The following is a 24,404-nucleotide window of genomic DNA, read 5'->3' as shown; positions in this document are numbered from 1 at the left end:
CCCATCAGCCTGCCAGAGGCGGCCGACATCGGCGCGTCGAGCAGCCCGGCCGGCACGCGCGGAGGCCGGGCACCGCGGGATCCGACCCGTCCGGAACGGACCGTCGGCGCCCGAGTCCGCGCACAGCTATTGACTCCCAGTCCAACAGTGGCGATTCTCGTCACACCGAGTGCGCGGTGCATGACAGCCGGCCCGGACGGGTCGGTCCGCGCGCCCCGGACGGTGCCCGCTGCCCGGCCGCGCCACCCCCTCACCTCGGACACGGGTGGTGACCATGCACCGACTCCCCCACCGCAGACGCGGATTCGTCACGCTCCTGGCCGCGCTCCTCACCCTGGCCGCCATGCTGTTCGCCGCTGCGGCGCCCGCGGCGCCGGGCGAGCCGGGCTGGTGGAATCCGACCGCCCGGCCGGCGCCCGACTCGCAGATCGGCGTCACGGGTGAGCCGTTCCGCGGGACCGACGCCCAGGGGAAGGTCCGGGGCTTCGTCGACGCGCACGACCACATCATGGCCAACGAGGCGTTCGGCGGACGGCTCATCTGCGGCAAGGCCTTCTCCGAAGCCGGGGTCGCGGACGCGCTGAAGGACTGCCCCGAGCACTACCCCGACGGCTCGCTCGCCATCTTCGACTTCATCACCAAGGGCGGCGACGGCAAGCACGACCCGGTCGGCTGGCCGACCTTCAAGGACTGGCCGGCCCACGACTCGCTCACCCACCAGCAGAACTACTACGCCTGGATCGAACGGGCCTGGCGCGGCGGCCAGCGGGTCCTGGTCAACGACCTGGTCACCAACGGGGTGATCTGCTCGGTCTACTTCTTCAAGGACCGCAGCTGCGACGAGATGACCTCCATCCGCCTCCAGGCGCAGAAGACCTACGAGCTGCAGGCCTACGTCGACACGATGTACGGCGGGCCGGGCAAGGGCTGGTTCCGGATCGTCACCGACAGCGCCCAGGCCCGCCAGGTGGTCGAGCAGGGCAAGCTGGCCGTCGTCCTCGGCGTGGAGACCTCCGAGCCGTTCGGCTGCAAGCAGATCCTCGACGTCCCCCAGTGCGGCAAGGCCGACATCGACCGCGGCCTGGACGAGCTGTACGGGCTGGGCGTGCGCAGCATGTTCCTCTGCCACAAGTTCGACAACGCGCTCTGCGGGGTGCGCTTCGACGAGGGCGCGCTCGGCACGGCGATCAACGTCGGCCAGTTCCTCTCGACCGGCACCTTCTGGAAGACCGAGAAGTGCGCCGGGCCGCAGCACGACAACCCGATCGGGCTCGCCCCGGCGCCCGCCGCGCAGCAGCAGCTCCCGGCGGGAGTGGCGGTGCCGGCCTACGCCGGCGACGCGCAGTGCAACAGCCGCGGGCTGACCGACCTCGGCGAGTACGCGGTGCGCGGGCTGATGAAGCGCAAGATGATGCTCGAGGTCGACCACATGAGCGTCAAAGCGGCCGGGCGCTCCTTCGACATCCTGGAGTCCGAGTCCTATCCGGGCGTGCTGTCCTCGCACAGCTGGATGGACCTCGACTGGATCGAGCGGGTCTACAAGCTCGGCGGTTTCGTCGCCCAGTACATGAACGGCGCCGAGGGGTTCAGCGCGGAGGCCAAGCGCACCGACGCGCTGCGCGACAAGTACCACGTGGGATACGGCTACGGCACCGACATGAACGGCGTCGGCGGATGGCCCGGACCGCGCGGGGCGAACACCCCCAACCCGGTGCGCTACCCGTTCCGCAGCCAGGACGGCGGCTCCCTCGTCGACCGCCAGACCACCGGCTCGCGCACCTGGGACATCAACACGGACGGCGCCGCGCACTACGGCCTGGTACCGGACTGGATCGAGGACATCCGGCAGGTCGGCGGCCAGGGCGTGGTGGACGACCTCTTCCGCGGCGCCGAGTCCTACCTCACCACCTGGGGGGCCTCGGAGCAGCACCGGTCCACGGTCGACCTGGCCGCGGGCCGCCCGGCCACGGCCAGCACCACCGAGTGGTGGAACCCGTTCGTCAGCTACGCCCCCGGCCGGGCGGTCGACGGCGACCCGTCGACCCGCTGGGCCAGCGAGTGGAGCGACGACCAGTGGCTCCAGGTCGACCTCGGCTCCACCGCCCTGGTCGGGCGCGTCACCCTGGACTGGGAACGCGCCTACGGACGGGCGTACCGGATCGAGGTCTCCACCGACGGGAGCAGCTGGCGGTCGGTGTGGTCCACCACCACCGGGGACGGCGGCCTCGACACCGCACGCTTTCCCGGCGTCCCGGCCCGCTACCTCCGCGTCCACGGCACCCAGCGCGGCACCCAGTGGGGCTACTCGCTGCACGAGGTCGGCGTCTACAGCGCCTGACTCGACGGCTGAACGGGGGCGGGGGATCCACACGGTTCCCCCGCCCCGTCCGGCTGTCAGAACGGCTTGGTGGGCAGGTACTTGCCGTCCAGGGTGATGACGGCGGGGACGGAGCCGCGCAGCGGGACGGCGGCTTCCGTCGGCCGTGGATCCGCTCCGTCCGGTGGACGATTTGACTCCGCCGACGATCACCACGCATAGTGCCCGCATGGCTGGTTACCTCGTTTCGCGCAGGCATGTCGACCTGCGCCGTGTGACGGCGATGAGCTGTCGCCCCAGCTGCTGACGCGCGCCCTTCTTCGGCTCTGACGCCGGGCGTTTGCCTCCTTCCGTTTTCTGGCTGTTCCGCCTTCCCCCCTTGCGTTGCCGCACCGATCCGTGCGGCTGTGCGCTGCCGTCCGCCGTGCCCCGGTACCCGGTCCCCGTGTGTCCTGGGCGGGTCGGCCGCGCGCTCCCTCACCGTCACCATGTCTGGAGCCTCCATGGGCCCGCGCCGGGTTCTCCTCACCGCACTCGCTGCCGTCGTCTCCCTCGCCTCGCTCACCGCCTGCGGCGGCGGCTCCTCGGCGGCCAAGTCCGCGGACGATCCGTACGGGCTGTCCGTTCCGGGGACGATACGCGTCGGCACCCTCTCGGACGCGCCGCCGAACGTGTACCTCAAGGACGGCAAGTTCACCGGCTTCGACAACGACCTGTTCGCCGCCGTCGCCGCCAAGACCGGGCTCAAGGTGGAGTTCGCCGCTACGGACTTCTCGTCCCTGCTGTCGCAGGTCGCCAACCACAAGTTCGACGTGGGGAGTTCGTCCATCACCGTCACCGAAGCCCGGAAGAAGACGGTGGCCTTCACCGACGGCTACGACTTCGGCTACTTCGGGCTGGACGTCCCCGCCGGTTCGCCGATCAGCGGCTTCGACCAGCTCACCGGCAAGCGCGTCGTGGTCGTCCAGGGGACCGTCCAGGACGACTACGCCACCAAGAACGGCCTCAACCCGGTGCGCGTACCCGACTACAACGGCGCGTTGAACCAGCTCAAGGCCGGGACCGCGGAGGCCTGGATCTCGCCTGCGGAGATCGGCGAGAAGAGCGCCCAGGACAGCGGCGGCAAGGTGGTCCTCGTCCAGAAGCAGCTCAGCCCCGCACCGACCGCCTTCGCCGTCGCCCAGGACCATCCGCAGCTGCTCGCCGCGCTGAACAAGGCCCTTGACGAAGTGATCGCGGACGGCACGTGGACCCGCCTCCAGGAGCAGTACTACCCGGGCCGACCGGTGCCGGACGGCTTCAAGCCCGGCAGCGGCTCGGCCGGTTACCCGCCCGTGAAGGCAGCTGCCCCGACCACGGGTACGCCGACCGCCGCGCCCGCGACGCCCTGACCCACGACCCGCCACCGGAACGGACGACAAGGAGGCCGACGTGGACCAGCTGGGCACGCTGGCGGAAACGTTCTTCGACTGGGGATCGATGCGCTCCGCGATCTCCGACCTGTTCACCACCGGCGTGCCCAACACGCTGATCCTCGCGACGACTTCGGCGGTCATCGGCACGGTCCTGGGCCTGCTCCTGGCCGTGGCCGGCATCGCCCGGACGCGCTGGCTGCGCTGGCCGGCCCGGGTCTACACCGACGTGTTCCGCGGCCTCCCGGCCGCGGTCACCATCCTGCTGATCGGTGTCGGGCTGGCGCCACAGGGGATGCAGATCTGGGGCCCCGACCCCTACCCGCTGGGGATCCTCGCGCTCTCCCTGATCGCCGCCGCCTACTTCGGCGAGATCTTCCGCGCCGGGATCCAGAGCGTGGAGGCGGGCCAGCTCGAGGCGGCGCGCGCGCTCGGCTTCTCGTACGCCGCAGCGATGCGGCTGGTCATCCTTCCGCTCGGCGTCCGGCGGGTCCTCCCTGCGTGGGTGAACCAACTCATCGCACTGATCAAGGACTCCAGCCTGATCTACTTCCTCGGGCTGACCGCCGATCAGCGCGACCTGTTCCGGATCGGACAGGACTCCGCCGCCACCACCGGCAACGAGTCCGCGCTGGTGCTCGCCGGCCTGTTCTACCTCCTGCTCACCGTGCCGCTGACGCACCTGGTCAACGTGATCGACCGGCGGCTGCGCCACGGGCGCCGGAGCGCCGGCAGGGACGGAGACGGCGACCGGACCACCACGACCTCGCTGCCCGCGCCCGGATCCGCCCCCGCAACCGAAGGAGCGGCGCGTGTCTGACCACCGCCCCACCGACGCCGCCCCGGCGACCGGCCTGCGCACCGGCGCACCCTTCGCCCCGGTCAGCCTGGCGACCCGTGACCTCCACCTGTCCCTGGGCGGCACCCCGATCCTGCGCGGGGTGGACCTCGACGTGCCCGAGGGACACACGCTCTCCGTGATCGGTCCATCCGGGTCCGGCAAGTCCACGCTGCTGCGCACGATCAACCGGCTGCTGGAGCCCGATCGCGGCGACATCCTGCTGGACGGGGAGAGCGTCCTGCGACGCGATCCAGACCAGCTGCGCCGACAGGTCGGCATGGTGTTCCAGCAGTTCAACCTCTTCCCGCACATGAGCGTCCTGCGCAACCTCACGCTTCCGCTCCGCAAGCTCCGGGGCCTCTCCCGCGAGGAGGCGACCGAGACCGCCCTCCACCGGCTCGACCTCGTCGGGCTGCGGCACAAGGCCGACGTACGCCCCGCACTGCTGTCCGGCGGACAGCAGCAGCGCGTGGCGATCGCCCGTGCCCTGGTCATGGCGCCCCGGGTGATGCTCTTCGACGAGGCGACGTCCGCGCTGGACCCGGAACTCGTCAAGGGCGTGCTGTCGCTGATGGCCGACCTCGGCCGCGACGGCATGACCATGGTGGTCGTCACGCACGAGATGGGCTTCGCCCGCTCGGTGTCCGACACCGTGGCCTTCATGGACGGCGGAGTGGTGGTCGAGTCCGGCTCGCCCGGGGCGGTCTTCGACGCACCGCGGAGCCCACGGCTGCGGCAGTTCCTGGCGGACGTGCTCTGAGCCCGGGAGAGCCGTTGACAGTGCCACGGCGGGCTCCTAGCGTGGCGCAGTCGATTACCCGCGAGTAGGGAATGTTGATGGCCGAGCCCCGCCCATACGACCTCGTCCTGTTCGGTGCCACCGGGTTCACCGGCGGGCTCACCGCCGAGTACCTGGCCCGGGCCGCGCCGGAGGGCTGCCGCTGGGCACTTGCCGGGCGGGACGAACGCAGGCTCGCCGCCGTCCGGACGCGGCTGGCGCGGATCGACCCGCGCTGCGCCGAGCTCCCGCTGCTGGTCGCGGACGCCGCGGACGGCGAGGCGCTGCGCGCCGTGGCCGGCTCGGCCAGGGTGGTGATCTCCACCGTCGGGCCGTACCTGCGGCACGGCGAGCCGCTGGTCGCGGCCTGCGCGGACAGCGGCACCGACTACGTGGACCTCACCGGCGAGCCGGAGTTCGTCGACCGGATGTACCTGCGGCACCACGAGCGGGCGGTGGCCACCGGCGCTCGGCTGGTGCACGCCTGCGGCTTCGACTCGGTGCCGCACGACCTCGGCGTGCTGTTCACCGTCGAGGAGCTGGTGCGCCGCGGCGGACCGGCCGGGCGCGTCTCGGTCCAGGGCTTCGTCCGCGCCGGCGGCACCGTCTCCGGCGGCACCTTCGCCTCGGCGATGACGGCCTTCTCCCGACCGCGGGCGATGGCTCGGGCCGCCCGGGCCCGCCGCGCGGTGGAGCCCCGGCCGAAGGGACGGCTGGTCCGCACCCCGGTCGGCCGACCGCACCGATCGCGGGCGGCCAGGGCCTGGGCGGTGCCGATGCCCTCGATCGACCCTCAGGTGGTCTCCCGCTCGGCCGCCGCCCTGGACGAGTACGGCCCGGACTTCGGCTACGCGCACTACGCGGCGGTGCGGCGGCTGCCGATCGCCGTCGGCGGTGTCGCCGCCGTGGCGGCGCTCGCCCTCGCCGCCCAACTGCCGCTGCTGCGCCGGGCCCTGGGGCGGCTGCGCAAGCCCGGCGACGGGCCGAGCGCGGAGCAGCGGGCGCGGTCCTGGTTCGCCGTCCGCTTCGTGGCGCGGGCGCAGGGCGGGCGGACGGTCCTCACCGAGGTGTCCGGCGGCGATCCCGGCTACCAGGAGACCGCGAAGATGCTGGCCGAGTCGGCGCTCTGCCTGGCGTACGACGACCTGCCGCCCGTGTCGGGCCAGCTGACCACGGCGGTGGCGATGGGCCGACCGCTGATCGACCGGCTGGTCGCGGCGGGCATCGCCTTCCGGGTGCTGGACACTCCCCCGACGACCGCCCCCGGCCGGTAGCGGCCGGCAGCGGCCGGCAGCGGCGGCATCCCGCCCGACGTGGACCGTGTGGTTCGGTTCCGGACCCTCATGCCCGCCTTCGACGAGCGGAACCGCCCTGCCGCGCCCGGCCGTCGACGAGCAGGTCGCGGACGGTCTCACCGACCGCGGGGGCCTGGCACAGGCCCTGCCCGGAGAACCCGGCCGCCCACAGGAACGGGCGGTCGGGGTGGGCGCCGATGAGGGCGGTGTTGCCGGGGGTGGCGTCGAAGGCTCCGCTCCAGCCCCGGTGCAGGCCGATGCCGTCCAGCGCGGGGTAGAGGGTGCCGAGCTGCCGGGCGACGCGGGCGAGCCACCCGGTCCGGCCTTCGCCGCGCTTGGGGCCTCCCATGCCGACGAGCACACGGTCCTGCCAGGTCCGGATCCGCAGGCCCGTGGTGGCGTGGAGGGTCATCGGGAGGGTGCCGAGCTGCGTGGCGGGCACACCGGTGAGCAGGAGTTCCACCGGATAGGTGCTGACCGGCAGGTCGACGTCGGCCATGGCGGCCACCTCACGCGACCACGGCCCCGCGGCGCACACGACGGTGTCGGCCAGGACGTCGCCCGCGGGCGTGCTGACCCGCCCGGCGGTGCCGATGGCGGTGACGGGGGTGTGGGTGGCCAGGTGCGCTCCCGCGGCCCGGGCTGCCGCGGCGTAGCCGCGTACGACCGCGGCCGGGTCGCAGTCGTAGGCTTCCGGCGACCATGCGGCGGCCACGACGGACCGCTGGTCGATCAGCGGACTGAGCGCCCGGGCTTCGGCCGGGGTGAGCAGGGAGACGTCCACCCCGGCCGCCCGCTGTGCGGCGTGGTCGTCCCTGAACTCCTGCACCTGCTCGGCCGCGTCGAACAGCACCAGGAACCCGACGCGGCGCAGTCCGAGGTCGGTCGCAGTACGGGCGGTGAAGTCCTGGTAGGCGCGCACGCTGCGCACGGCCAGGGAGCCGGTGCGGGGATCGCCGGGGAAGTAGGTGCGGGCGACGTGCGCGGTGGACGCGGAGGAGCCGGATCCGAGGGCGGACCGTTCGAGGAGCACGGTGCTCTCGCCGGTCTCGGCGAGGTGGCAGGCGATCGAGGTCCCGATCAGTCCTCCGCCGATGACGACCGTGCCGGCGCGCGCGGGCAGTGTGCTCATGCCTGTTCTCCCCTCGGACCGGTCGGCTGTCGGCGCAGGTGGTCGCCGGTCGCCCACGGGTACAGGTGGAGGTTCCAGCCGCCGAGGCCGTTGATGTAGAGGGCCAGCTGGCTGGTGACGGCCAGGAAGTCCGCGCGGTCCAGTGCGTCGAGCTGGGCCAGGAAGCTGCGGGTGAAGTGCCAGAGCTTCTCCAGGCCGCAGTAGCCCAGGAATTCCGCGGGGGCGCTGACGAGCAGGCGCGCCATGTGCCGCAGGGCTCCGATCGGCATGCCTTCGGCCGCCGCGCGCACGAGGCCGCCGTAGGAGGCGTAGCCGAGGGGGCGGAGCTCGCCGTTGACGAACAGCAGCGTGGGCAGGACGGTCTCGAAGGTGCCGGCTCCGGAGGGGATGGATCCGCGGTGGATCCCGCCGAGTTCGGCCGGTTCCGTCAGCCAGGTCCTCTCGGTCTCGGCGTGGATGTCGGCGATCAGGGCGTCAGCGTCCCGGTCGGAGGCGCGCAGGCGCGGGATGCGGTGGCCGCCCGGCTCGCCCTTCCTCCGGACCTCGGCCGTGATCGGCTTCTTCGTCGTGTAGACCGCGTCCCAGATCGCGCTGCCGACCTCCGCCAGGGCGGGCATGTCCTGCTCGAGGATCCGACCGACCGGAGAGGCCGCCATCGGTTCGGTGAGCGTGCCGTACTTGATGCCCAGGTGCTGGAGCGCGGAACAGAACACCGTCCCGTCCGGCGCTTCGCGCCGGTCGGCGATCCGGTGGTCGGCGGGCAGGTGGAGCAGCGAGGGAATCGGCGCCACGTGGTAGAGGTGCGCTCCGGCGACCAGGGCGTGTCCTTGCAGGCTGCGGTAGGGCAGCGCCTCCCACAGCGCATCGGCCAGAGCCGGGTTGCGGGCGTCGAGTTCCGCGGTCACGGTCATGCCGATGTCGGGCCAGGCGATCTCGATTCGGCGGCCGGAAGACGTCGCTGCCAAGGAGTTCTCCTTCGTTCGGCGAGATCTCATGAAGATCAGGAGGAGTGTTCGGCTGATGATCGCACAAGGTGCACACGGCCACTTTCCGCAGGATCCCGCACACCCGCGGACGGTCCGGTTCGGTGAGGAATCGCCGGAATCGCCGGAAGTCGGCGGCCGCCTGACGGTGTGACAGGAACTGTTCCGCTTCACCCCAGCCGCCTTTCGGCCAACCGTGCGAAACATCTGTTCGCCGTCAACAGCACCCCCCTAGAGTGGCCGCAGCCCTCCACAAGTGACCTTTTCTTCACGCCGGTTCACTGGACCTTCACACCGGTCCGGTGGTCGGCGGACGTTCAGCGCAGCCCGTTCCCACCATCGAGCCGGAAGGGCAGGACCCGTGACGCAGGCGTTCCAGTCCCCCGGCTTCGCCGCGCTGGCGGGCGACCGCGCGGTCGAGACCCGGCTCGTCGACGAGCGCTGGCAGGCCGTGGCCTGGGATCTGCGGACGGGCCGGCGCCGGGTGGTCACCGACCGGTCGGGGGGCGTCCACCTGAGCGAGATCGAGCCGGACGGCGAGGCCATCTGGTGGTTCGACGCCGACGGTGCCGGCGAAGGGCGGTGGCAGCGCGAGCCGTTCACCGGCGGGACGGCCTCCGCGGCGCTGCACGGCGTGCCGCCCGGGCGGGCGTACGGCGTCGCCTTCGACCGGACGGGAGCGCTCGCGGCGGTGGCGGTCGGCGTCGAGGGCGCCTCGCACTGCTACGTCGGACCGCCCGCGGGCGAGGCCCGGCTGATCGGCTCGGCGCCGGGGTACCTGAGCCTGGCCGACCTGTCGCCGGACGGGCGGCTGCTCGCCCTCGGCGGGCAGCCCGACGGGGACGACGCCGTGGTCCTGTGGCCGACGGACCCTCAGGCAGACACCCGGGCGGATGCTCGGACGGACGGACCACTGCGGCTCGCCGGGGGCCGCCGACTGCGGCTCTGGCCGATCGAGTTCAACCCGCTCGCGCCGCTCGAGCCGGAACTGCTGCTGGTGGTCGAGGAGGACGAGCGGTACACCCTCGCCACCTGGCGGGCGAGCGCGGGGCTGCGCAGGCACCCGAGCCCGTCCTTCGACTCGCAGATATCGGCGGGCTGGTACCAGGGACCGCGCGGGGTGCTCATCCAGCACGAGCGGGCCGGGCAGAGCCGGCTGCTCCTCGCCGACCTCGACCCGCCGACCGAACACGAGCCGGCAGCCCCGGGACGCGCCGAACACGAGCTGCCCGCCCGCGAGATCAGCACACCCGGCGGCACCATCCACGACCTGTCCTGCGCCCCGGACGGCACCCTGCACTGCGTCTGGAGCCGGGAGTCGACACCGCCCCGCCCGCTGGTCCTGCGCCCCGGCGCGGAGGCGGCGGACCACCCCGGCCCGGACCACCCCCAGCCGGACCCCCTCCAGCCGGACCGCGGCGACACCTCCCGCAGCCAACGCCGGACGCCCCGGCCGTACGGGCGGATCCACAGCTTCGTCAGCACCCCGGCGGGGCAGGGCCCGTGGCCGACCCTCTTCCTGGTGCACGGCGGCCCCGCCACCCACGACCGGGACTCCTACGACCCCCGGGTGAACGTCCTGGTGGACCACGGCTACGCGGTGGTGCGCACCAACTACCGCGGCTCCACCGGCTACGGCGCCCGCTGGCAGCACGAGTACGGCCACCGGGTCGGGCTGGCGCAGATCGAGGACCTCGCCGCCGTCCGCGCGGAGCTGGTCGCCGACGGTACGGCGCTCGCGGAGCGCACCGGCCTGTGCGGATTCTCCTGGGGCGGCTACCTGACCCTGCTGGCCATCGGCGCGCAGCCGGAGTTGTGGTCACTCGGCATGGCGGCTCAGCCGATCGCCGACTACCCCGACGCCTACCGCACCACCACCCCCGCACTGCGCGAGCTCGACCGGCAGCTCTTCGGCGGGACCCCGGACGAGGTGCCCGAGCGCTACCGTGCGGCCGACCCGCGGTCGTACGTGCACCAGGTCCGCTCGCCCGTCCTGCTCGTCGCCTCGCGGACCGACGAACGGTGCCCGCCCGGCCAGGTGGCCCGGTACGCCGCGGACCTGCGCCGGCTGTCGGTGCCGCACGAGCTGCTCTGGGTGGACGGCGGCCACTACAGCCGCCGGACCGCCGACCACCGGTCGGTGCTGGCCGCGATGGTCCGGTTCGCCGGGCACGCCTGGCCGGCACCGCTCCCCCGACCACCTCGGGGCGATCGCCCCGGGGTACCCGCCGAGTTGGTGGAAGGAGGTGAACAGCCATGAAGCGACGCAGCATTCAGAACGACCCGATCAGCACCCCGGAGCGTGACCGGGGCGCCGTCGTGGTCCAGAACTTCGCGCTCGACATCACCAAGGCCGCGCCGGTCGCGCCTGCCCTCAAGGGGCAGCCGAAGCCGAAGCCGGAGTCCAAGAAGTGATCCTCCGCCGCTCCGGGGCACCCTGCGGTGCCCCGGAGCGGTACTCGCCGACCCGCCTGCGAACGACAGAAACGGCCACCATGCGTATCGTCCTGCTGCACATGCCCTGGGGCGCGATCGACGTGCCGTCGCTGGCGCTCGGGATCCTGCACACCGCCGCCGCCCGCGCCGGCCATCAGGTCGAGGTGCGGTACGCCAACCTGGACTTCGTGGACTGGGCGGCCGAGACCGCCGGCTTCGGTGCGGACGACTACCAGTACTTCTCCGAGAAGTCCTACTTCCAGGGCGCGGGTGACTGGGCCTTCGCCGGTGCGCTGTACGGCGACGACGGCCCCAGCGACGACAGCGACAGCGACAGCAGCGAGACCGGTTTCGCGAGCTACTTCGAGTACCTCGCCGCCAACGGCGCGAGCGAACAGGAGATCGCACTCACCCGGGCCGCCCGCGCGATCGCCCCCGCCTTCATCGCCCGACTGGTCGAGGAACTCGCCGCCGACCCACCGGACCTGGTCGGCTTCACCACCACCTTCCAGCAGAACACCGCGAGCCTCGCCGCCGCGCGGCTGCTCAAGGAGCGGTGCCCGCAGGTGCGCACCGTGTTCGGCGGCGCGAACTGCGACGGTCCGCAGGGCGCCGCGCTGCACCGCAACTTCCCCTTCCTGGACTACGTGGTGCGCGGCGAGGGCGAGGCCGCCTTCCCGGCACTCCTGGCAGGCGGCGACCTCTCCGCCGTCCCCGGGCTGTGCTGGCGCGACGACTCCGGGACGTCGACGGCGAACGAGATGACGCGGCGTCCGCTGCCGCCCTCGGCGATCCTGACGCCCCGCTACGACCGCTTCTACGAGCGGCTCGACGCCTCCGTCGCGTCCGGCTGGGTCGATCCCAAGCTGGTCCTCGAAGGCTCCCGGGGCTGCTGGTGGGGCGAGAAGCACCACTGCACCTTCTGCGGGCTCAACGGCTCCTCGATGGAGTTCCGCTCCAAGCCGCCGGCGGACTTCCTCGCCGAGGTGCTCACGCTCGCCGAGCGCCACCAGCTGCTGGACGTCTACGTGGTCGACAACATCCTGGACATGGGCTACTTCGACACCGTCCTGAAGTCGCTCGCCGAACTCCCGGTCGATCTGCGGCTGCACTTCGAGATCAAGGCCAACCTGCGCCGCCACCAGTTCCAGCTCCTCGGCGACTCCGGCGCGGCGCAGGTGCAGCCCGGCATCGAGAACCTGAGCACCCGGGTCCTGCGGATCATGGACAAGGGGGTGACGGGCTGCCAGAACGTCCGCGCGCTGCGGGACGCGCAGAGCGCCGGGGTCTCGGTGACCTGGAACTACCTCTACGGCTTCCCCGGCGAGCAGCCGGACGACTACGAGTCGGTGATCCGCCAACTGCCCGTACTGCACCACCTGGACCCGCCGACCGGAGCGGGGCGGATCGCGATCGAGCGGTTCAGCCCGTACTTCGACCGCCCCGAGCTGGGCTTCGCGATCACCCGCCCGGCCTTCCAGTACCGTGCGACCTACCGCCTGCCGGAAAGCGAACTCAACGAGCTGGCCTACGTGTTCACCGCGCCCCCGCGCGGGATCGGCGGTGCCCTCGCGGAGCGGCTGAGCGCGGCGGTGGACACCTGGCTCGCGCGGTTCCCCGACAGCCGGCTCAGCTACCGGGACGCGGACGGGCGGATCGTGCTCGTCAACACCCGCCCCGGGTACGACTGGCGGGTGGTCGAGCTGACCGGTCCGGTGGAGCTCGCCGTCTTCCGGCTGCTGGCCCAGCCCCGCTCGGCCGCCGTACTGGCCGCCAAGGTCCCCGGCGGCGCGGCGGTGGTCGAGCCGGTGCTGGAGCGTTTCACCGCGCTGGGCCTGCTGTTCCACGACGGGGACAGCTACCTGCAGGTCGCTGTCGAGTCCGACAACCAGGTGCTGATGCGGATGCAGCACCGGCACGGCCCCGCCGCCGTCCGCCCCCGCACCGAGGAGGTGCTCGATGCCGTCACGACCGGCTGAACGGACCGATGCCGCCGCCTGGCGCGCGGCCGGCCCGGAGGTCGAGCTCTGGCTCGACTACGACCCCGCCGTACGGGAGTTGCCCGGCTTCGCGCTCGGTCGCCGCACCCTGCCCGGCCCGGCGCAGGCCGAGGTGACCGAGCTGCACCGCGCCGGGGTCCGCTGCCTGCGGCTGACCGAGCCGGTGCGGCTCTGCGCGGACGCGCCGGCCGCCTCCGCGCGGGCGCTGATGCTGCTGCGCGAGGCGACCGGACAGGGGCTGGCCGTGCTCTGGGAGGCGGACTGCACGGACGGCTGCGCGGCGCAGCGGTGGTTCCACCACCTCTACCCGCCCGAGCGGTTGACCGGCACCCCGCAGGACGTCCTCGCCGACTGGCGCGCCACGTACTTCCCGAGCAAGTGCGTCCTGCGGCGCGGCCCCGGCTTCGTCGAGGTGCGCGACCGCCGGTTCGGGATGCTGGAGCTGATCACCATCGACGAGCCGGACCACCTGGCCCAGCTGGACGCGCTGGCCGAGGGCGTCGAGCTCGGCCTGCTGCCGGACGCCGTCCACCGGGACTTCGCCGCGGCCGGTCTGATCGCCGAACAGGCCGGCCGTGCGTGGTTCCTGCCGATGCGGGTACGCCGCTGGCCCTTCCCGTCGCTGACCGTGTAGCTGCCGGCTGTGCCCAGCCGCGCAGTCACGCAGTCACGAGAGTTTTCGAGCCCGAGGAGAGATCCATGACCACCGCGGTCGACGACGCCGCCGCGCGGATGTCCGCCTTCATCCGCGACCCCTACCCCACGCTCGCCCGGATCCGCGAGGCCGGCGCGGTCTCCGTGGTGGAGTTCGGCGAGGGTCTGCCGGTCTACCTGGTGACGCGCTACCAGGACGTCCGGGCGGCGCTGATGGACCCGCGGTTCGGGCAGGACGTCCGCCGCAGCCAGGCCATCGCGAGCGGGCGGGGTGCCGGTCTGACGCTCGGCTCGGAGGTCGTCCACATGCTCAACAGCGACCCACCGGACCACACCCGATTGCGCCGGCTGATCCAGGGCGTCTTCACCCGCCGGCGGGTCGATCTGATGCGCCCGCTGGTCGAGCGCATCGCCGACGGTCTGCTGGACGGGCTGCGCGGGCGGGAGACCGCCGACCTGGTGACGGACTTCGCCTTCCCGCTGCCGATCATGATCATCTGCGAGCTGCTGGGCTTCCCCCCGGAGGACATGCGGGCCTTCCGCACCTGGTCGACGGCGATCCTCACCCAGGGCGGGGAGATGACCTTCGACCAGGCCACCACCGAACTGAACGACTACCTGCGGGAGTTGATGAAGGCCCGGCGGGCGTCGCCGCGCGCGGACATCCTGACCGACCTGGTGCAGGCCCGGGACGCCGGCGAGCTCACCGAGCAGGAGGTGTTCTCGATGGTCTTCCTGCTGCTCATCGGCGGTCACGAGACCACCGTCAACCTGCTCGGCACCGCCACCCTGGCGCTGCTCCACCACCCCGACCAGCTCGCCTGGCTGCGCGCCAACCCGGCGGCGATGCCGGTCGCGATCGACGAGTTCCTGCGCTACGAGTCCCCGGTGAGCATGGCCACGCTGCGGTTCACCAACGCCGATGTGATGGTCGACGACGTGGAGATCCCGGCCGACGAGCTGGTGCTGCTCTCGCTCGGCGCGGCCAACCGGGACCCGGCCCGCTTCACCGATCCCGATCGGCTGATCCTCGAGCGGAACGATCCGGGCCACCTGGCCTTCGGGCAGGGCCTGCACCGCTGCCTCGGCTCCTTCCTCGGCAAGCTGGAGAGCGAGGTGGCACTGACCGGCCTGCTGGAGCGCTTCACGCGGATCGAGCTGGCCGCCGCGGAGGAGACCCTGCCCTGGCGCAACACGATCATGCTGCGCGGCCTGGAGTCGCTGCCGGTCTCGCTCGATGGCTAGCAGCACGGGAACGGGCGGCGCGGGAGCTGGCGGCGCGAAGGCAGGCGACGCGGGAACGGGCGGCGCGACGGCGGGCGGCGCGGCGGGGCTGCTGCGGTTCCGCCCCCGGATCGGCGTCGCGCCGCTGCGCTCGCGCGGCTACCGGCTGCTGGTGATCGGGCAGGCCACCTCGGAGTTCGGCAACGCGTTCCAGGTGGTCGCGCTGCCCCTGCTGGTCTACTCCCTCGCCGGCGGCGCCCGCCAGTTGAGCCTGGTGGTCGCCGCCTACGGCGCGGGACGGCTGGCCGCCACCCCGCTCGGCGGGATGCTCGCCGACCGGTTCGGCGCCTGGCGGGTGATGCTGGCCGCCGACCTCGGCCGGCTGCTCGCCACCGCCGGGCTGTGCGCGGTCGCCGCCGGCGGGGCGGCGGCGTTCTGGCTGATCGGCGGGCTCGCCCTGCTGGTCGGCCTCGGCGCGGGGGTGTTCCTGCCCGCCGCCTGGGCGATCACCCCGACCCTGCTGCCCGCCGAGGAGCTGCACGCGGGCAACGCGCTGAACAGTACGGTCACCTTCGGTGCCGGTCTGGTCGGTCCGGCGGTGGCCGGTCCGCTGGTCGCCTGGCTGGATCCGGCCGCCGCACTGGGCCTGGACGCGGCGACCTTCGCCGTGTCGGCGGCGACGCTGCTGCTGATCGGTCGCGGCAGCGCCATCACACCGCCCCGCCCGATCTCCGAACGCGCCGCCGTGCCACGGAACTTCCGCGCCCTGCTGCGGGAGTCGCCGCTGCTGCGCGCGGTGCTGACGGTGACGGTGATCGCGAACCTGACGGTGGGCGGCGCCACCCGGGTCGCCCTGCCGACCCTGGCCACCGACGGCTTCGCCGCCGGTGCCGTCGGGCTCGGCCTGCTGCTGGCCGCGTTCACCGGCGGTGCGCTGGTCGGCGGCCTGTTCTCGGCCGGCCTCACCGAGGTGCGCGCGCGGGGCCGCACGGCGATGCTCTCCGGACTGGTGATGGGTGCGGCGATCGGCCTGGTGCCGTTCACCGGCCTGGTCGGCGCCGTGCTGCTGCTCGCCCTGGCCGGCGGCGCCAGCACGGTGACCAACGTCCTGGTCGTCACCGGCGTGCAGAAGAACACCCCGCCCGCACTGCTGGCCCGGGTCATGGCGGCCATCACCTTCTGCGGTCTGGGGGTCTTCCCGATCTCGGTCGTCGCGGCCGGCGCGGCGGTGGACGCGTTCGGGAGCCGGGGGGTGTTCGCGACCACCGGGCTCTGCCTGATCGCCGCGTTCGGGTACGCGCTGACCAGGCGCGAGATCCGCGAACTCTGAGGCCACCAGCCGCAGTTGGATCAGTCGTCGGCCCGCCGGGCCAGGGGGGACGCCAGGCGGACGTTCCACCGGGCGGCGCGGCCGGTCAGCTCGACGGTGGAGAGGGGCGGTACGTCCAGGCGCCAGAAGGCCTGTTCGGGGGCGCCGAGGGCGTGGAGGGCGGCGGCGCGGATCACATCCGGCTCGGCGACGGCGATCAGACGCCCCGTCGACTCGCTGGTGTCGTCCAGCCACCGCGCCACCCGGGCGCACAACTGCCGTACGGATTCGCCGTCGTGCGGGGCGGCGGCCGGGTCGGTGAGCCAGGCCAGCACCGCCTCGGGCTCCTCGGCGGACAGCTCGTCGAGGAGCCGGCCGCGCCAGCGGCCCATCGCGCAGCCGCGCAGGGCCGCGGTGTCCTCGGCAGCGGCGAGCCCGAGGGCGGCGGCGCTCTGGCGGCAGCGGGTGGACGGCGAGACCAGGAGACGGTCCGCGGCGGGCACCGCGGGTGCGGCCGCGCGGGCGGACCGCAGGCCGCTCTCGTCCAGCGGGCCGTCGTCGTCGAACCGGGCCTGCCGCAGGGCGGCTCCGATCGCCGGAGAGATGAAGATCACCCGAACCGTCACACGCGTTCCCTTCGTACACCTGTCATCCCCGTGCCCGCGCGGACCTGCGCGCCCGAAGCCACCGGAGGGCGCATCCGCTCCACCGCGCGCCGAGCCGATGCGCCGGTGTGAGCCCTTGGCTGGATCCGCCGACGGCGCTACGGTCTCCCCGACCAAATGAAGACGACGGCGAGACGGAAGTCCGGTGGGAATCCGGCACGGTCGCGCCACTGTATGCCGACGGTCGGCCGCCTCACGCAGCGGCGGGTACGTCGGCAAGTCAGACCCGATGGCCGTCGTCAGAGCTCCACCGTACGGGACGCGTGTTTCCCCCAGGAGGTTCCACCATGGCCCAGTCCGTCGTCTCCCCCAGCCTGCCCGCCACCGGGTCCGCTCCGGCCTCGCTGCCGCTGCGCGCGATCCTGCCGTGGGCGGCCTTCATCGGCACGCTGATGCTGGTCCTGCTCTACTTCGTCGGCGCCGAGCAGGGCGCCACCTCGGTCTTCTCCGGCGCGGCCGTGCACGAGTGGGTGCACGACGGCCGGCACCTGCTCGGCTTCCCCTGCCACTGAACGGGGCCGACGCACCCATGAACGACTCCACCACCACCCCCGCAGCCGCCATGCCGGCCGCGACCGTCAGAAGACTGCTGGCCCGCGGCATGGTCGCGGGCCTGATCGCCGGTCTGCTGGCCTTCGCCGTGGCCTACCTCGTCGGCGAGGGCCCGGTCTCGGACAGCATCGCGCTGGAGCACTCCGCTTCGGCCCCCGCCGCCCACCATGACCACGACCACGGCACCGCGGAGGCAGCCTCCCCCGACCAGAACGGCGGTGAGGAGGAGGAACTGGTCAGCCGGACCCTCCAGTCCACCGCGGGCCTGGCCACCGGCGTCCTGGTGTACGGCGTGGCGCTCGGCGGCATCGGCTCGCTGGCGTTCTGCTTCGCCCTCGGGCGGGTCGGCCGGCTCAGCCCCCGGGCCACCGCCGCGCTGGTCGCGGCGGGCGCCTTCACCACCGTCTACCTCGTGCCGTTCCTCAAGTACCCGGCCACCCCGCCGGCGGTCGGCAACCCGGACACCATCGGACAGCGCACCACGCTGTTCTTCCTCATGATCGCGCTCAGCGTGCTGCTGGGCGTCGCCGCCGTGATCGTCGGCCGGCGCCTCGCTCCGCGCCTGGGCACCTGGAACGCCACCGTCGCGGCGGGCGCGGGCTACGTCGCGGTGATGGCCGTGCTGTTCGCCGTCCTGCCCGACAACGGCGACGCGGTGAAGGAGTCCTTCCCCGCGGCTCTGCTGTGGGACTTCCGACTCGCCTCGATCGGGATCCAGGCCGCGCTCTGGACGGCCTTCGGGCTGCTCTTCGGCGCGCTGGCCCAGCGGCTCCTGGTACCGGCCCCCGTCACGGCCGCGGCCGTGACGACCAAGGAGCCGACCGCCGCCACCGCGGCCTGACCACCGCTCAGTACCGACCCTCGACCCCGCCGGAGGCGCGCCGGCGGGGTCGACCGCTGTCCGGGACCGGGACGGGGCCGGTCCGGGACCGGCGGCGCCGCGGCGGACGGCGCTCAGGGCAGGGGGCGGGCGCGTCAGGCCGTGTCGCCCATGTGCCCGGTGCGGGCCACGTGGTGAGACCGGCCGGAGCGGGCGGCGGGATCGGTGTGGACGGTGGCCGCGGTGAGCCGCGGGACGGCGTGGACGAGGGCGTGTTCGGCATCGACGGCGACGGCGTGGGCCTGGCCGACGGTGAGGAGGTCGTCCACGACCACGTCCGCCTCGGCCCGCAGCCGGTGGCCGATCCAGCGCATGCGGACCTGGCCGACGTCCAGGACGCCGTCGACGCCGCGCAGTCCGGCTTCGGCGGCGTCGAGGAGAGCGGGGTCGACGGCGTCCATGAGGCGCCCGTAGACCTCACGGGCGGCGTCGCGCAGCACCAGCAGGATCGCGGCCGTGACGAGGAGGCCGACGATCGGGTCGGCCAGTCGCCAGCCGAGGGCAGCCCCGCCGGCGCCGAGCAGGACGGCGAGTGAGGTGAAGCCGTCGGTACGGGCGTGCAGGCCGTCGGCGACCAGGGCGGCGGAACCGATCCGGCGGCCGGTGGAGACGCGGTACCGGGCGACCCACTCGTTACCGAGGAAGCCGACCACGGCTGCCCCGGCGACCGCCCACAGGTGGGTGATCTCGCGCGGGCCGACCAGCCGTTGGACGGCTTCGTAGCCGGCCAGGGCCGAGGAGGCCGCGATGGTGAGCACGATCGCGATGCCGGCCAGGTCCTCCGCGCGGCCATAGCCGTACGTGTAGCGGCGGGAGGCGGGACGGCGACCGAGGACGAAGGCGACGCCCAGCGGGACGGCGGTCAGGGCGTCGGCGAAGTTGTGGATGCTGTCCCCGAGCAGGGCGATCGAGCCGGAGAGGGCCACGACCAGCAGCTGGACCAGGGCGGTCCCGCCGAGGACCGCCAGCGACACCCACACGGTGCGGATGCCCTCCGCGGCGGTCTCCATGGCCGGGTCGATCGCGTGGCCGTGGCCGTGGCCGTGTCCGTGTCCGCCCATGGCTGCCTCCCGGTGGATCGGGACGTCCCGGGGCGCACCATCAAACCTAGCGTCGCGTACGTATGTGCGCACGCGCCGAGAACTGCCACCCACCGGGCCTAGGATGGCGTCATGGCAGAACGCGCAGAGGTTCTAGTTGCAAGTGGCGGGCATCAGCTTGCCCCCAGCGAGAGCCGGCTCGCCGTAGCCACCACGGTCTTCGCCCTGCTGGCCGACCCCACGCGGCTGCACCTGCTGTGGCTGCTCGCCCAGGGCGAGGCCGACGTGACGGCGCTGACGGCCGCGTGCGGCGCGGCCCGCCCCGCCGTCAGCCAGCACCTGGCGAAGCTGCGGCTGGCCGGACTGGTGGACACCCGGCGGGAGGGGCGGCACGCGGTGTACGCCCTGCGGGACGGCCACCTGCGCCGCCTGGTCACCGAGGCGCTCAACCACGCCGACCACCTCGTCACCGGCGAGCCCTGGCACGCCTGACCCCCCTCGACGCCGGCGGTCCGACCCCGGCCGATGGCCCACCGCACCAGGATCCGGCCACGATCCAGCGAACGTGTGCGCATATGCGCACACGTCGCTAGTCTGAGCATGCTCACGCCGCCGGATGCAAGGACGCGCCCGCATGCTCGCCGTACTGCGCAACCGCACCTACCGCCGCCTGTTCACCGCGCAGGTCGTCGCCCTGCTCGGCACCGGCCTGGCGACCGTGGCGCTCAGTCTGCTCGCGTACCGGATCGCCGGGGACGACGCCTCCGCCGTCCTCGGCACCGCGCTGGCGATCAAGATGGTCGCCTATGTCGGCATCGCCCCCGTGCTCGGCGCGTTCGCCGACCGGATACCCCGGCGGGCGGTCATGGTGGCGATGGACCTCACCCGGGCCGGGGTCGCGCTCACCCTGCCGTTCGTCACCCAGGTGTGGCAGATATACGTCCTGATCCTCCTGCTGCAGTCCGCCTCGGCGGCGTTCACCCCGACCTTCACCGCGACCATCCCCGAGGTGCTGCCCGAGGAGCGCGACTACACCCAGGCGCTGTCGCTGACCCGCATCGCCTACGACCTGGAGAGCCTGTTCAGCCCGGCACTCGCCGCTCTGCTGCTGACCGTGGTCAGCTACCACTGGCTCTTCACCGGCACCGCGATCGGCTTCCTCGCCTCCGCCGCGCTCGTCGTCTCCACCGTCCTGCCCAAGGCCAAACCGGTCGAGCGCACCGGCGGTGTCTACCGCAAGGCCGCCTTCGGCACCCGCCTCTACTGGGCCACCCCGCGCCTGCGCGCCCTGCTCGCCCTCGACCTCGCGGTGGCCGCCGCCGGGGCCATCGTCTTCGTCAACACGGTCGTCGTCGTCCAGGGCCACTTCCACAAGGCCGCCGGGTTCGTCTCCCTCGCCCTCGGCGCGTACGGCGTCGGCTCCATCCTCGCCGCCCTCGCCCTGCCCCGGCTGCTGCGAAGGATCGGCGACCGCGCCGTCATGCTCCCCACCGCCTACGCACTGCCACTGATCCTCGCCGCCGTCGCGGCCGTCACCGCCGCCTCGGCCGGCACCTGGACCTGGGTCGCGCTCCTGGCGGCCTGGGCGGCGATCGGCGCAGCGTGCTCCGCCGTCCTCACCCCCGGCGGCCGGGTCATCCGCCGCTCCGCCGCCGACGCCGACCTGCCCGCCGCCTTCGCCGCCCAGTTCTCCCTCTCCCACAGCTGCTGGCTGCTCACCTACCCCCTCGCCGGCTGGCTCGCCGCCGGCGCCGGACTGCCGGTCACCGCCGTCGTCCTCGGCGCCATCGCGCTCGCCGCGACCCTCGCCGCCACCGCGATCTGGCCCCGCCGCGACCCCGCCCGCCTCGGCCACGTCCACCACGACCTGCCCGAGGACCACCCGCACCTCGCCGACGCCCAGCCGACCTCGGACGGCTGGCGCCACGGGCACGACTTCGTCATAGACCACCTGCACAACCGCTGGCCCCGGCAGCCCGCCGGCGTGTGAGCCGTCCGTGGGGTGCCGGCGTTGCGGCACGCGCTCGCGGGGGCACAGGCTGGTGGCAGGACCACCCACCCACCGGCCGACCGTCCGACTGCGGAGCCTGCGATGCCGACCAGGATCCTGCTGGAGGGGCGTCCCGGCAGCGGGAAGACCACCGCGATCCGACGGCTCGCGGCCCTCGTGCCCGCCCGGGAGACCACCGGCTTCACCACGGAGGAGATCCGGCTGGACGGCGCCCGGATCGGGTTCGCCCTGGAGACGCTCGCGGGCGAGCGTGCCGTGCTCGCCCGTGTCGACCTCCCTGGGCCGCCACGGGTCGGACGCTACGGCGTCGACCTGGAGGTGATGGCACGCCTGGCGTTGCCGTCCCTGGTGTGGTCGGCGGGAACGCTGGTCCTGGTCGACGAGCTCGGGCGGATGGAGCTGGCGTACCGCCCGTTCGAGGACGCCGTCCGGGAGCTGTTCGCCGCCGATGCCGATGTCGTGGCCACCGTGCAGGCGCAGCACGCCCCGTTCACCGACGCCCTCAAGCGCCGCGCCGACGTCGAGCTCCTCCGGCTGACCCCGGCCAACCGGGATGCCCTCCCGGAGCGGCTCGCGGCACGCCTGGCGCCGGCGCGACGCTGACCCGGTACGAAAGGACCCGTCCGATGGCCCGCCACGGCCGAACCGCCACCGCGATCGTCCGACGCCGCGACGAGTGGCACGCCGGGCTGCTGCGCGCCTCGACCCGCTGGTCCGAACGCGCCGACCGCTGCGCCGGCTGGACCCGCCGGGGTGTCGAACGGTGCCGCCGCTGGGCGCGCGAGGGCGCCCGCCGGCCCGGCGAGCTGGCGCCGCCGTCCTGGTTCGCCATCGCCCTCCCGTTCGGCATCGGGTGGTACCGGGCCCTCGGCGGGACCGCCCGGCTGTGGTGCCGCGTTGCCCGCCGGTCCTGCCGGGCCCTCGCCCGCGTCCTGTGAGCCGCCCCCGCCGACGACGCCGAGGAACCGGGCCCCGGGCGCGGGCGCCGTGCCGGATGTCTCCGAGCACGCCCTGCCCCGCAGCGACCACCGCGCCGTGGTGGCCGAACTCGCCGTCCGGCGCTGAGCGCGGCCCGGCCGGCGCGCCCGGCCGAGGACTCGCTCCTCGGCCGGGCCGTACGCCCGCGTCAGGCGGAAGGCCGGGCCTCCGGCGCGGCGTCATGCGGCGCGTCGGTGGACGCGGACGCGGATGCCGACGCCGACGCCGACGCAGTGGTAGCCGTAGCCGTGGCGGCGGGTGCTGCCGCCGATGCAGGAGACGACACCACCGCCCGGACCCGGGCTTCCTGAGCGGCCCTCGCCGCGAGCAGGTTGATGTCGGCCCGGCGCTCCTGCTGCATGGCGGTCAGCCTGTTGACCACCATGATCGCTGCCACCGCCGCCACCAGGCGCAGCGCCGATCCGGCGGCCTCGATCCGGATGGGGTTGCGCAGGCTCTCCACGCTGTCGAGGTCCGTCAGGTCGACGTACTTCATCATGGTGGCCGCGATCCGGCCGACGACGATCGAGCCGATCCAGGTGGACCACCACAGGGTGAGCACCTTCTCCGACGGCATGCTTCGCCGTCCCTCGGCGTCCAGCGGCGCGCTCGCCCGCCAGCAGTCCACCATCAGCTGCCAGGGGAACCAGAGCAGGACGACGGGGGTGAACCAGGCCCCGATGGTCCAGCCGCGTCCGTAGCGGTGCCCGCTCGGCAGCAGCAGGTCGGCGTTCTCACGGATCCGGTAGAACCAGACGATGAACACCACAGCCGTGGCCAGCACCACCAGGGGGAACACCTCGTTCAACGGGTTCGCCACGGAGACCACCGCGTCGAAGTCGTCGAGTCCGACGTCGCCCGACCCGTCCGCCAGGCTGCCCAGGAGCAGGTCGGACCGGACGTCGACCGCGACCACCACCGCCGCCAGGACGGCGTTCAACCCCAGCAGGACGTAGACCGCCGCGGCAAGGCCGTTCGCCGGGCGCAGTGCCGCCGCCCATCCGGGAGCCGCCTCCGCGCAGCCGAAGCAGCGCCCGCTGTCCGTCCCCCTGGGGCGTGCCCCGCACGCCACACACACCATCAGCTCGTCAACTCCCGGAATCTCGCCGCGGACACGACCGCGCGCACTGGTACGCCCCCCACCCCGACCGGGACGGGCGCGCCGACTCTAGGGGATCCGTGACGTCGGCTGCCAGCGGGGATTCCCAGCTCAGGGGCGGTATCACCAGATAGCCGACAGATCGCTCCGGCCGCGCCCTCCCCCGAGGGCCGGCGCGCGTCGGCACGTCCGACTCCCCGCCGTCGAATCGCCCGTTCGTCCGCCCGTCACCGTCGACCCCTTCCCACGGAAAGGTCGCATCGCAAACAATTCACCATTCACCCACATTCGGAGTTGCCTCCAGCAGACCGCCAATCAATCCGCCGAAATGCTTTACGCCTTGTTAACAGAATGCCGGAACTTCCCGCCACGGCAGGTCGTCAGGGTTCATGAGACTCCCAAGAAGTCTCCAAAGCGGGGGAAAGGAACAGGCAATGCCATTCGCCACGAGGGTTTTCGGCGCCGTCGCCGTGGCCCTCGTCGCCATGGTGAGCCTGCTGGTGCTGTCCCAGCCCGCGTCCGCGTTCACCCGGGAGAACGGCTCCCCGCGGGTGGTCGCGGAGGCGAAGCTCGTCGAGGACGCAACACTCCCCACATGCGCACCCGGGCTGTGGTCGACCCGGATCCGGTCGGTCGAAGTCCCCCAACGGCGCCCGGAGTTGCTCCCGTCCCTGCTCGACGACGCTCCGACCGTCAGCCCCGCGCCGCCGGCCGATGCCCCCGAGGCGCCGCACGGGGCGCTCAGACAATGCAGAACGACGGCCCTCCAGGTGTTCCGCTGCTGATCGGCGCCGACCG

General features: G+C 73.3%; 23 protein-coding genes. 18 read left to right on the top strand and 5 right to left on the bottom strand.

All coding sequences use genetic code 11. The features are described from left to right. Positions 1-343 precede the first annotated feature (343 nt). From ACZ3TI_RS31185 to ACZ3TI_RS31165, 5 genes are all read left to right on the top strand, one after another. Positions 344-2,338: a galactose-binding domain-containing protein gene (locus ACZ3TI_RS31185; RefSeq protein WP_465732164.1), complete on the top strand. Its 1,995-nt coding sequence runs from the start codon at positions 344-346 to the stop codon at positions 2,336-2,338. 467 nt (positions 2,339-2,805) lie between these two features. Then, positions 2,806-3,708, top strand: a complete 903-nt coding sequence (locus ACZ3TI_RS31180) for an ABC transporter substrate-binding protein (protein ID WP_465732096.1) — start codon at positions 2,806-2,808, stop codon at positions 3,706-3,708. A gap of 40 nt (positions 3,709-3,748) precedes the next feature. Continuing rightward, a complete protein-coding gene (locus ACZ3TI_RS31175) occupies positions 3,749-4,549 on the top strand; it encodes an amino acid ABC transporter permease (protein ID WP_465732094.1) in 801 nt (266 codons plus the stop codon). Continuing rightward, positions 4,542-5,330, top strand: a complete 789-nt coding sequence (locus tag ACZ3TI_RS31170) for an amino acid ABC transporter ATP-binding protein (protein ID WP_465732092.1) — start codon at positions 4,542-4,544, stop codon at positions 5,328-5,330. The genes ACZ3TI_RS31175 and ACZ3TI_RS31170 overlap by 8 nt, the downstream gene beginning before the upstream one ends. Before the next feature lie 71 nt (positions 5,331-5,401). Then, positions 5,402-6,622, top strand: coding sequence for a saccharopine dehydrogenase family protein (locus tag ACZ3TI_RS31165; RefSeq protein ID WP_465732090.1), 1,221 nt, complete (start codon positions 5,402-5,404; stop codon positions 6,620-6,622). Between the two features lie 67 nt (positions 6,623-6,689). Here ACZ3TI_RS31165 and ACZ3TI_RS31160 read toward each other — a convergent pair whose 3' ends face one another. Next, a complete protein-coding gene (locus ACZ3TI_RS31160) occupies positions 6,690-7,775 on the bottom strand; it encodes an NAD(P)/FAD-dependent oxidoreductase (protein WP_465732088.1) in 1,086 nt (361 codons plus the stop codon). Then, a complete protein-coding gene (locus ACZ3TI_RS31155; RefSeq protein WP_465732086.1) occupies positions 7,772-8,740 on the bottom strand; it encodes a cucumopine synthase-related protein in 969 nt (322 codons plus the stop codon). The genes ACZ3TI_RS31160 and ACZ3TI_RS31155 overlap by 4 nt, the downstream gene beginning before the upstream one ends. A 379-nt stretch (positions 8,741-9,119) precedes the next feature. Here ACZ3TI_RS31155 and ACZ3TI_RS31150 point away from each other — a divergent pair, with 379 nt between their 5' ends. The 6 genes from ACZ3TI_RS31150 to ACZ3TI_RS31125 all read left to right on the top strand — a co-directional run bounded on the left by ACZ3TI_RS31150 (position 9,120) and on the right by ACZ3TI_RS31125 (position 16,402). Then, entirely contained in the window at positions 9,120-11,018 is a 1,899-nt protein-coding gene (locus ACZ3TI_RS31150) for a S9 family peptidase (protein ID WP_465732084.1), read from the top strand. Beyond that, positions 11,015-11,173, top strand: coding sequence for a hypothetical protein (locus ACZ3TI_RS31145; protein ID WP_376137929.1), 159 nt, complete (start codon positions 11,015-11,017; stop codon positions 11,171-11,173). Before ACZ3TI_RS31150 ends, ACZ3TI_RS31145 begins: the two co-directional genes overlap by 4 nt. An 80-nt stretch (positions 11,174-11,253) precedes the next feature. Continuing rightward, positions 11,254-13,173, top strand: coding sequence for a RiPP maturation radical SAM C-methyltransferase (locus ACZ3TI_RS31140; RefSeq protein ID WP_465732082.1), 1,920 nt, complete (start codon positions 11,254-11,256; stop codon positions 13,171-13,173). Beyond that, positions 13,154-13,828 carry a DUF5825 family protein gene (locus ACZ3TI_RS31135; protein ID WP_465732080.1) on the top strand — a complete coding sequence of 225 codons (675 nt, stop codon included), beginning with the start codon at positions 13,154-13,156 and terminating at the stop codon, positions 13,826-13,828. The genes ACZ3TI_RS31140 and ACZ3TI_RS31135 overlap by 20 nt, the downstream gene beginning before the upstream one ends. Positions 13,829-13,893: 65 nt before the next feature. Then, positions 13,894-15,093 carry a cytochrome P450 family protein gene (locus ACZ3TI_RS31130; protein ID WP_465732078.1) on the top strand — a complete coding sequence of 400 codons (1,200 nt, stop codon included), beginning with the start codon at positions 13,894-13,896 and terminating at the stop codon, positions 15,091-15,093. Next, entirely contained in the window at positions 15,086-16,402 is a 1,317-nt protein-coding gene (locus tag ACZ3TI_RS31125; protein ID WP_465732076.1) for an MFS transporter, read from the top strand. Before ACZ3TI_RS31130 ends, ACZ3TI_RS31125 begins: the two co-directional genes overlap by 8 nt. A gap of 20 nt (positions 16,403-16,422) precedes the next feature. Here ACZ3TI_RS31125 and ACZ3TI_RS31120 read toward each other — a convergent pair whose 3' ends face one another. Continuing rightward, positions 16,423-17,007 carry a histidine phosphatase family protein gene (locus ACZ3TI_RS31120; protein ID WP_465732074.1) on the bottom strand — a complete coding sequence of 195 codons (585 nt, stop codon included), beginning with the start codon at positions 17,005-17,007 and terminating at the stop codon, positions 16,423-16,425. A gap of 326 nt (positions 17,008-17,333) precedes the next feature. Between ACZ3TI_RS31120 and ACZ3TI_RS31115 the strand changes: the two genes are divergently transcribed. Then, on the top strand, positions 17,334-17,558 hold the full coding sequence (locus tag ACZ3TI_RS31115; RefSeq protein WP_355255000.1) for a CbtB domain-containing protein: 225 nt from the start codon (positions 17,334-17,336) through the stop codon (positions 17,556-17,558). Positions 17,559-17,608: 50 nt separating this feature from the next. Next, positions 17,609-18,439, top strand: a complete 831-nt coding sequence (locus tag ACZ3TI_RS31110; protein ID WP_465732162.1) for a CbtA family protein — start codon at positions 17,609-17,611, stop codon at positions 18,437-18,439. 134 nt (positions 18,440-18,573) lie between these two features. On the opposite strand, the gene ACZ3TI_RS31105 is transcribed toward ACZ3TI_RS31110, so the two are convergent. After that, positions 18,574-19,539, bottom strand: a complete 966-nt coding sequence (locus tag ACZ3TI_RS31105) for a cation diffusion facilitator family transporter (protein ID WP_465732071.1) — start codon at positions 19,537-19,539, stop codon at positions 18,574-18,576. 111 nt (positions 19,540-19,650) lie between these two features. Between ACZ3TI_RS31105 and ACZ3TI_RS31100 the strand changes: the two genes are divergently transcribed. The 4 genes from ACZ3TI_RS31100 (at position 19,651) to ACZ3TI_RS31085 (ending at position 22,467) form a co-directional block, all read left to right on the top strand. Next, positions 19,651-20,010: an ArsR/SmtB family transcription factor gene (locus ACZ3TI_RS31100; protein WP_465732069.1), complete on the top strand. Its 360-nt coding sequence runs from the start codon at positions 19,651-19,653 to the stop codon at positions 20,008-20,010. 142 nt (positions 20,011-20,152) lie between these two features. Further along, on the top strand, positions 20,153-21,508 hold the full coding sequence (locus ACZ3TI_RS31095; protein WP_465732067.1) for an MFS transporter: 1,356 nt from the start codon (positions 20,153-20,155) through the stop codon (positions 21,506-21,508). A 102-nt stretch (positions 21,509-21,610) separates the two neighbouring features. After that, positions 21,611-22,132, top strand: a complete 522-nt coding sequence (locus ACZ3TI_RS31090) for a nucleoside-triphosphatase (protein ID WP_465732065.1) — start codon at positions 21,611-21,613, stop codon at positions 22,130-22,132. Between the two features lie 23 nt (positions 22,133-22,155). Then, positions 22,156-22,467 (top strand): hypothetical protein, encoded by a 312-nt coding sequence (locus ACZ3TI_RS31085; protein ID WP_465732063.1) that lies wholly within the window; start codon positions 22,156-22,158, stop codon positions 22,465-22,467. A gap of 188 nt (positions 22,468-22,655) precedes the next feature. Here ACZ3TI_RS31085 and ACZ3TI_RS31080 read toward each other — a convergent pair whose 3' ends face one another. Beyond that, on the bottom strand, positions 22,656-23,588 hold the full coding sequence (locus ACZ3TI_RS31080) for a DUF4328 domain-containing protein (RefSeq protein WP_465732061.1): 933 nt from the start codon (positions 23,586-23,588) through the stop codon (positions 22,656-22,658). Positions 23,589-24,040: 452 nt separating this feature from the next. Here ACZ3TI_RS31080 and ACZ3TI_RS31075 point away from each other — a divergent pair, with 452 nt between their 5' ends. Beyond that, entirely contained in the window at positions 24,041-24,391 is a 351-nt protein-coding gene (locus ACZ3TI_RS31075; protein ID WP_465732059.1) for a hypothetical protein, read from the top strand. The last annotated feature ends 13 nt before the right edge of the window (positions 24,392-24,404 follow it).

Source organism: Kitasatospora sp. NPDC023120 (genome assembly GCF_055560835.1).
The sequence above is the reverse complement of the archived record's forward strand: the minus strand, read 5'-3'. Positions and strand labels throughout refer to the sequence as shown.

Bases quoted from the DNA above. Each gene is read 5' to 3' on its own strand.
- ACZ3TI_RS31185 (WP_465732164.1), top strand. From the start codon at position 344: ATGCTGTTCGCCGCTGCGGCGCCCGCGGCGCCGGGCGAGCCGGGCTGG.
- ACZ3TI_RS31180 (WP_465732096.1), top strand. From the start codon at position 2,806: ATGTCTGGAGCCTCCATGGGCCCGCGCCGGGTTCTCCTCACCGCACTC.
- ACZ3TI_RS31165 (WP_465732090.1), top strand. From the start codon at position 5,402: ATGTTGATGGCCGAGCCCCGCCCATACGACCTCGTCCTGTTCGGTGCC.
- ACZ3TI_RS31160 (WP_465732088.1), bottom strand. From the start codon at position 7,775: ATGAGCACACTGCCCGCGCGCGCCGGCACGGTCGTCATCGGCGGAGGA.
- ACZ3TI_RS31145 (WP_376137929.1), top strand. From the start codon at position 11,015: ATGAAGCGACGCAGCATTCAGAACGACCCGATCAGCACCCCGGAGCGT.
- ACZ3TI_RS31140 (WP_465732082.1), top strand. From the start codon at position 11,254: ATGCGTATCGTCCTGCTGCACATGCCCTGGGGCGCGATCGACGTGCCG.
- ACZ3TI_RS31135 (WP_465732080.1), top strand. From the start codon at position 13,154: ATGCCGTCACGACCGGCTGAACGGACCGATGCCGCCGCCTGGCGCGCG.
- ACZ3TI_RS31130 (WP_465732078.1), top strand. From the start codon at position 13,894: ATGACCACCGCGGTCGACGACGCCGCCGCGCGGATGTCCGCCTTCATC.
- ACZ3TI_RS31125 (WP_465732076.1), top strand. From the start codon at position 15,086: ATGGCTAGCAGCACGGGAACGGGCGGCGCGGGAGCTGGCGGCGCGAAG.
- ACZ3TI_RS31115 (WP_355255000.1), top strand. From the start codon at position 17,334: ATGGCCCAGTCCGTCGTCTCCCCCAGCCTGCCCGCCACCGGGTCCGCT.
- ACZ3TI_RS31110 (WP_465732162.1), top strand. From the start codon at position 17,609: ATGCCGGCCGCGACCGTCAGAAGACTGCTGGCCCGCGGCATGGTCGCG.
- ACZ3TI_RS31105 (WP_465732071.1), bottom strand. From the start codon at position 19,539: ATGGGCGGACACGGACACGGCCACGGCCACGGCCACGCGATCGACCCG.
- ACZ3TI_RS31100 (WP_465732069.1), top strand. From the start codon at position 19,651: ATGGCAGAACGCGCAGAGGTTCTAGTTGCAAGTGGCGGGCATCAGCTT.
- ACZ3TI_RS31095 (WP_465732067.1), top strand. From the start codon at position 20,153: ATGCTCGCCGTACTGCGCAACCGCACCTACCGCCGCCTGTTCACCGCG.
- ACZ3TI_RS31090 (WP_465732065.1), top strand. From the start codon at position 21,611: ATGCCGACCAGGATCCTGCTGGAGGGGCGTCCCGGCAGCGGGAAGACC.
- ACZ3TI_RS31085 (WP_465732063.1), top strand. From the start codon at position 22,156: ATGGCCCGCCACGGCCGAACCGCCACCGCGATCGTCCGACGCCGCGAC.
- ACZ3TI_RS31080 (WP_465732061.1), bottom strand. From the start codon at position 23,588: ATGGTGTGTGTGGCGTGCGGGGCACGCCCCAGGGGGACGGACAGCGGG.
- ACZ3TI_RS31075 (WP_465732059.1), top strand. From the start codon at position 24,041: ATGCCATTCGCCACGAGGGTTTTCGGCGCCGTCGCCGTGGCCCTCGTC.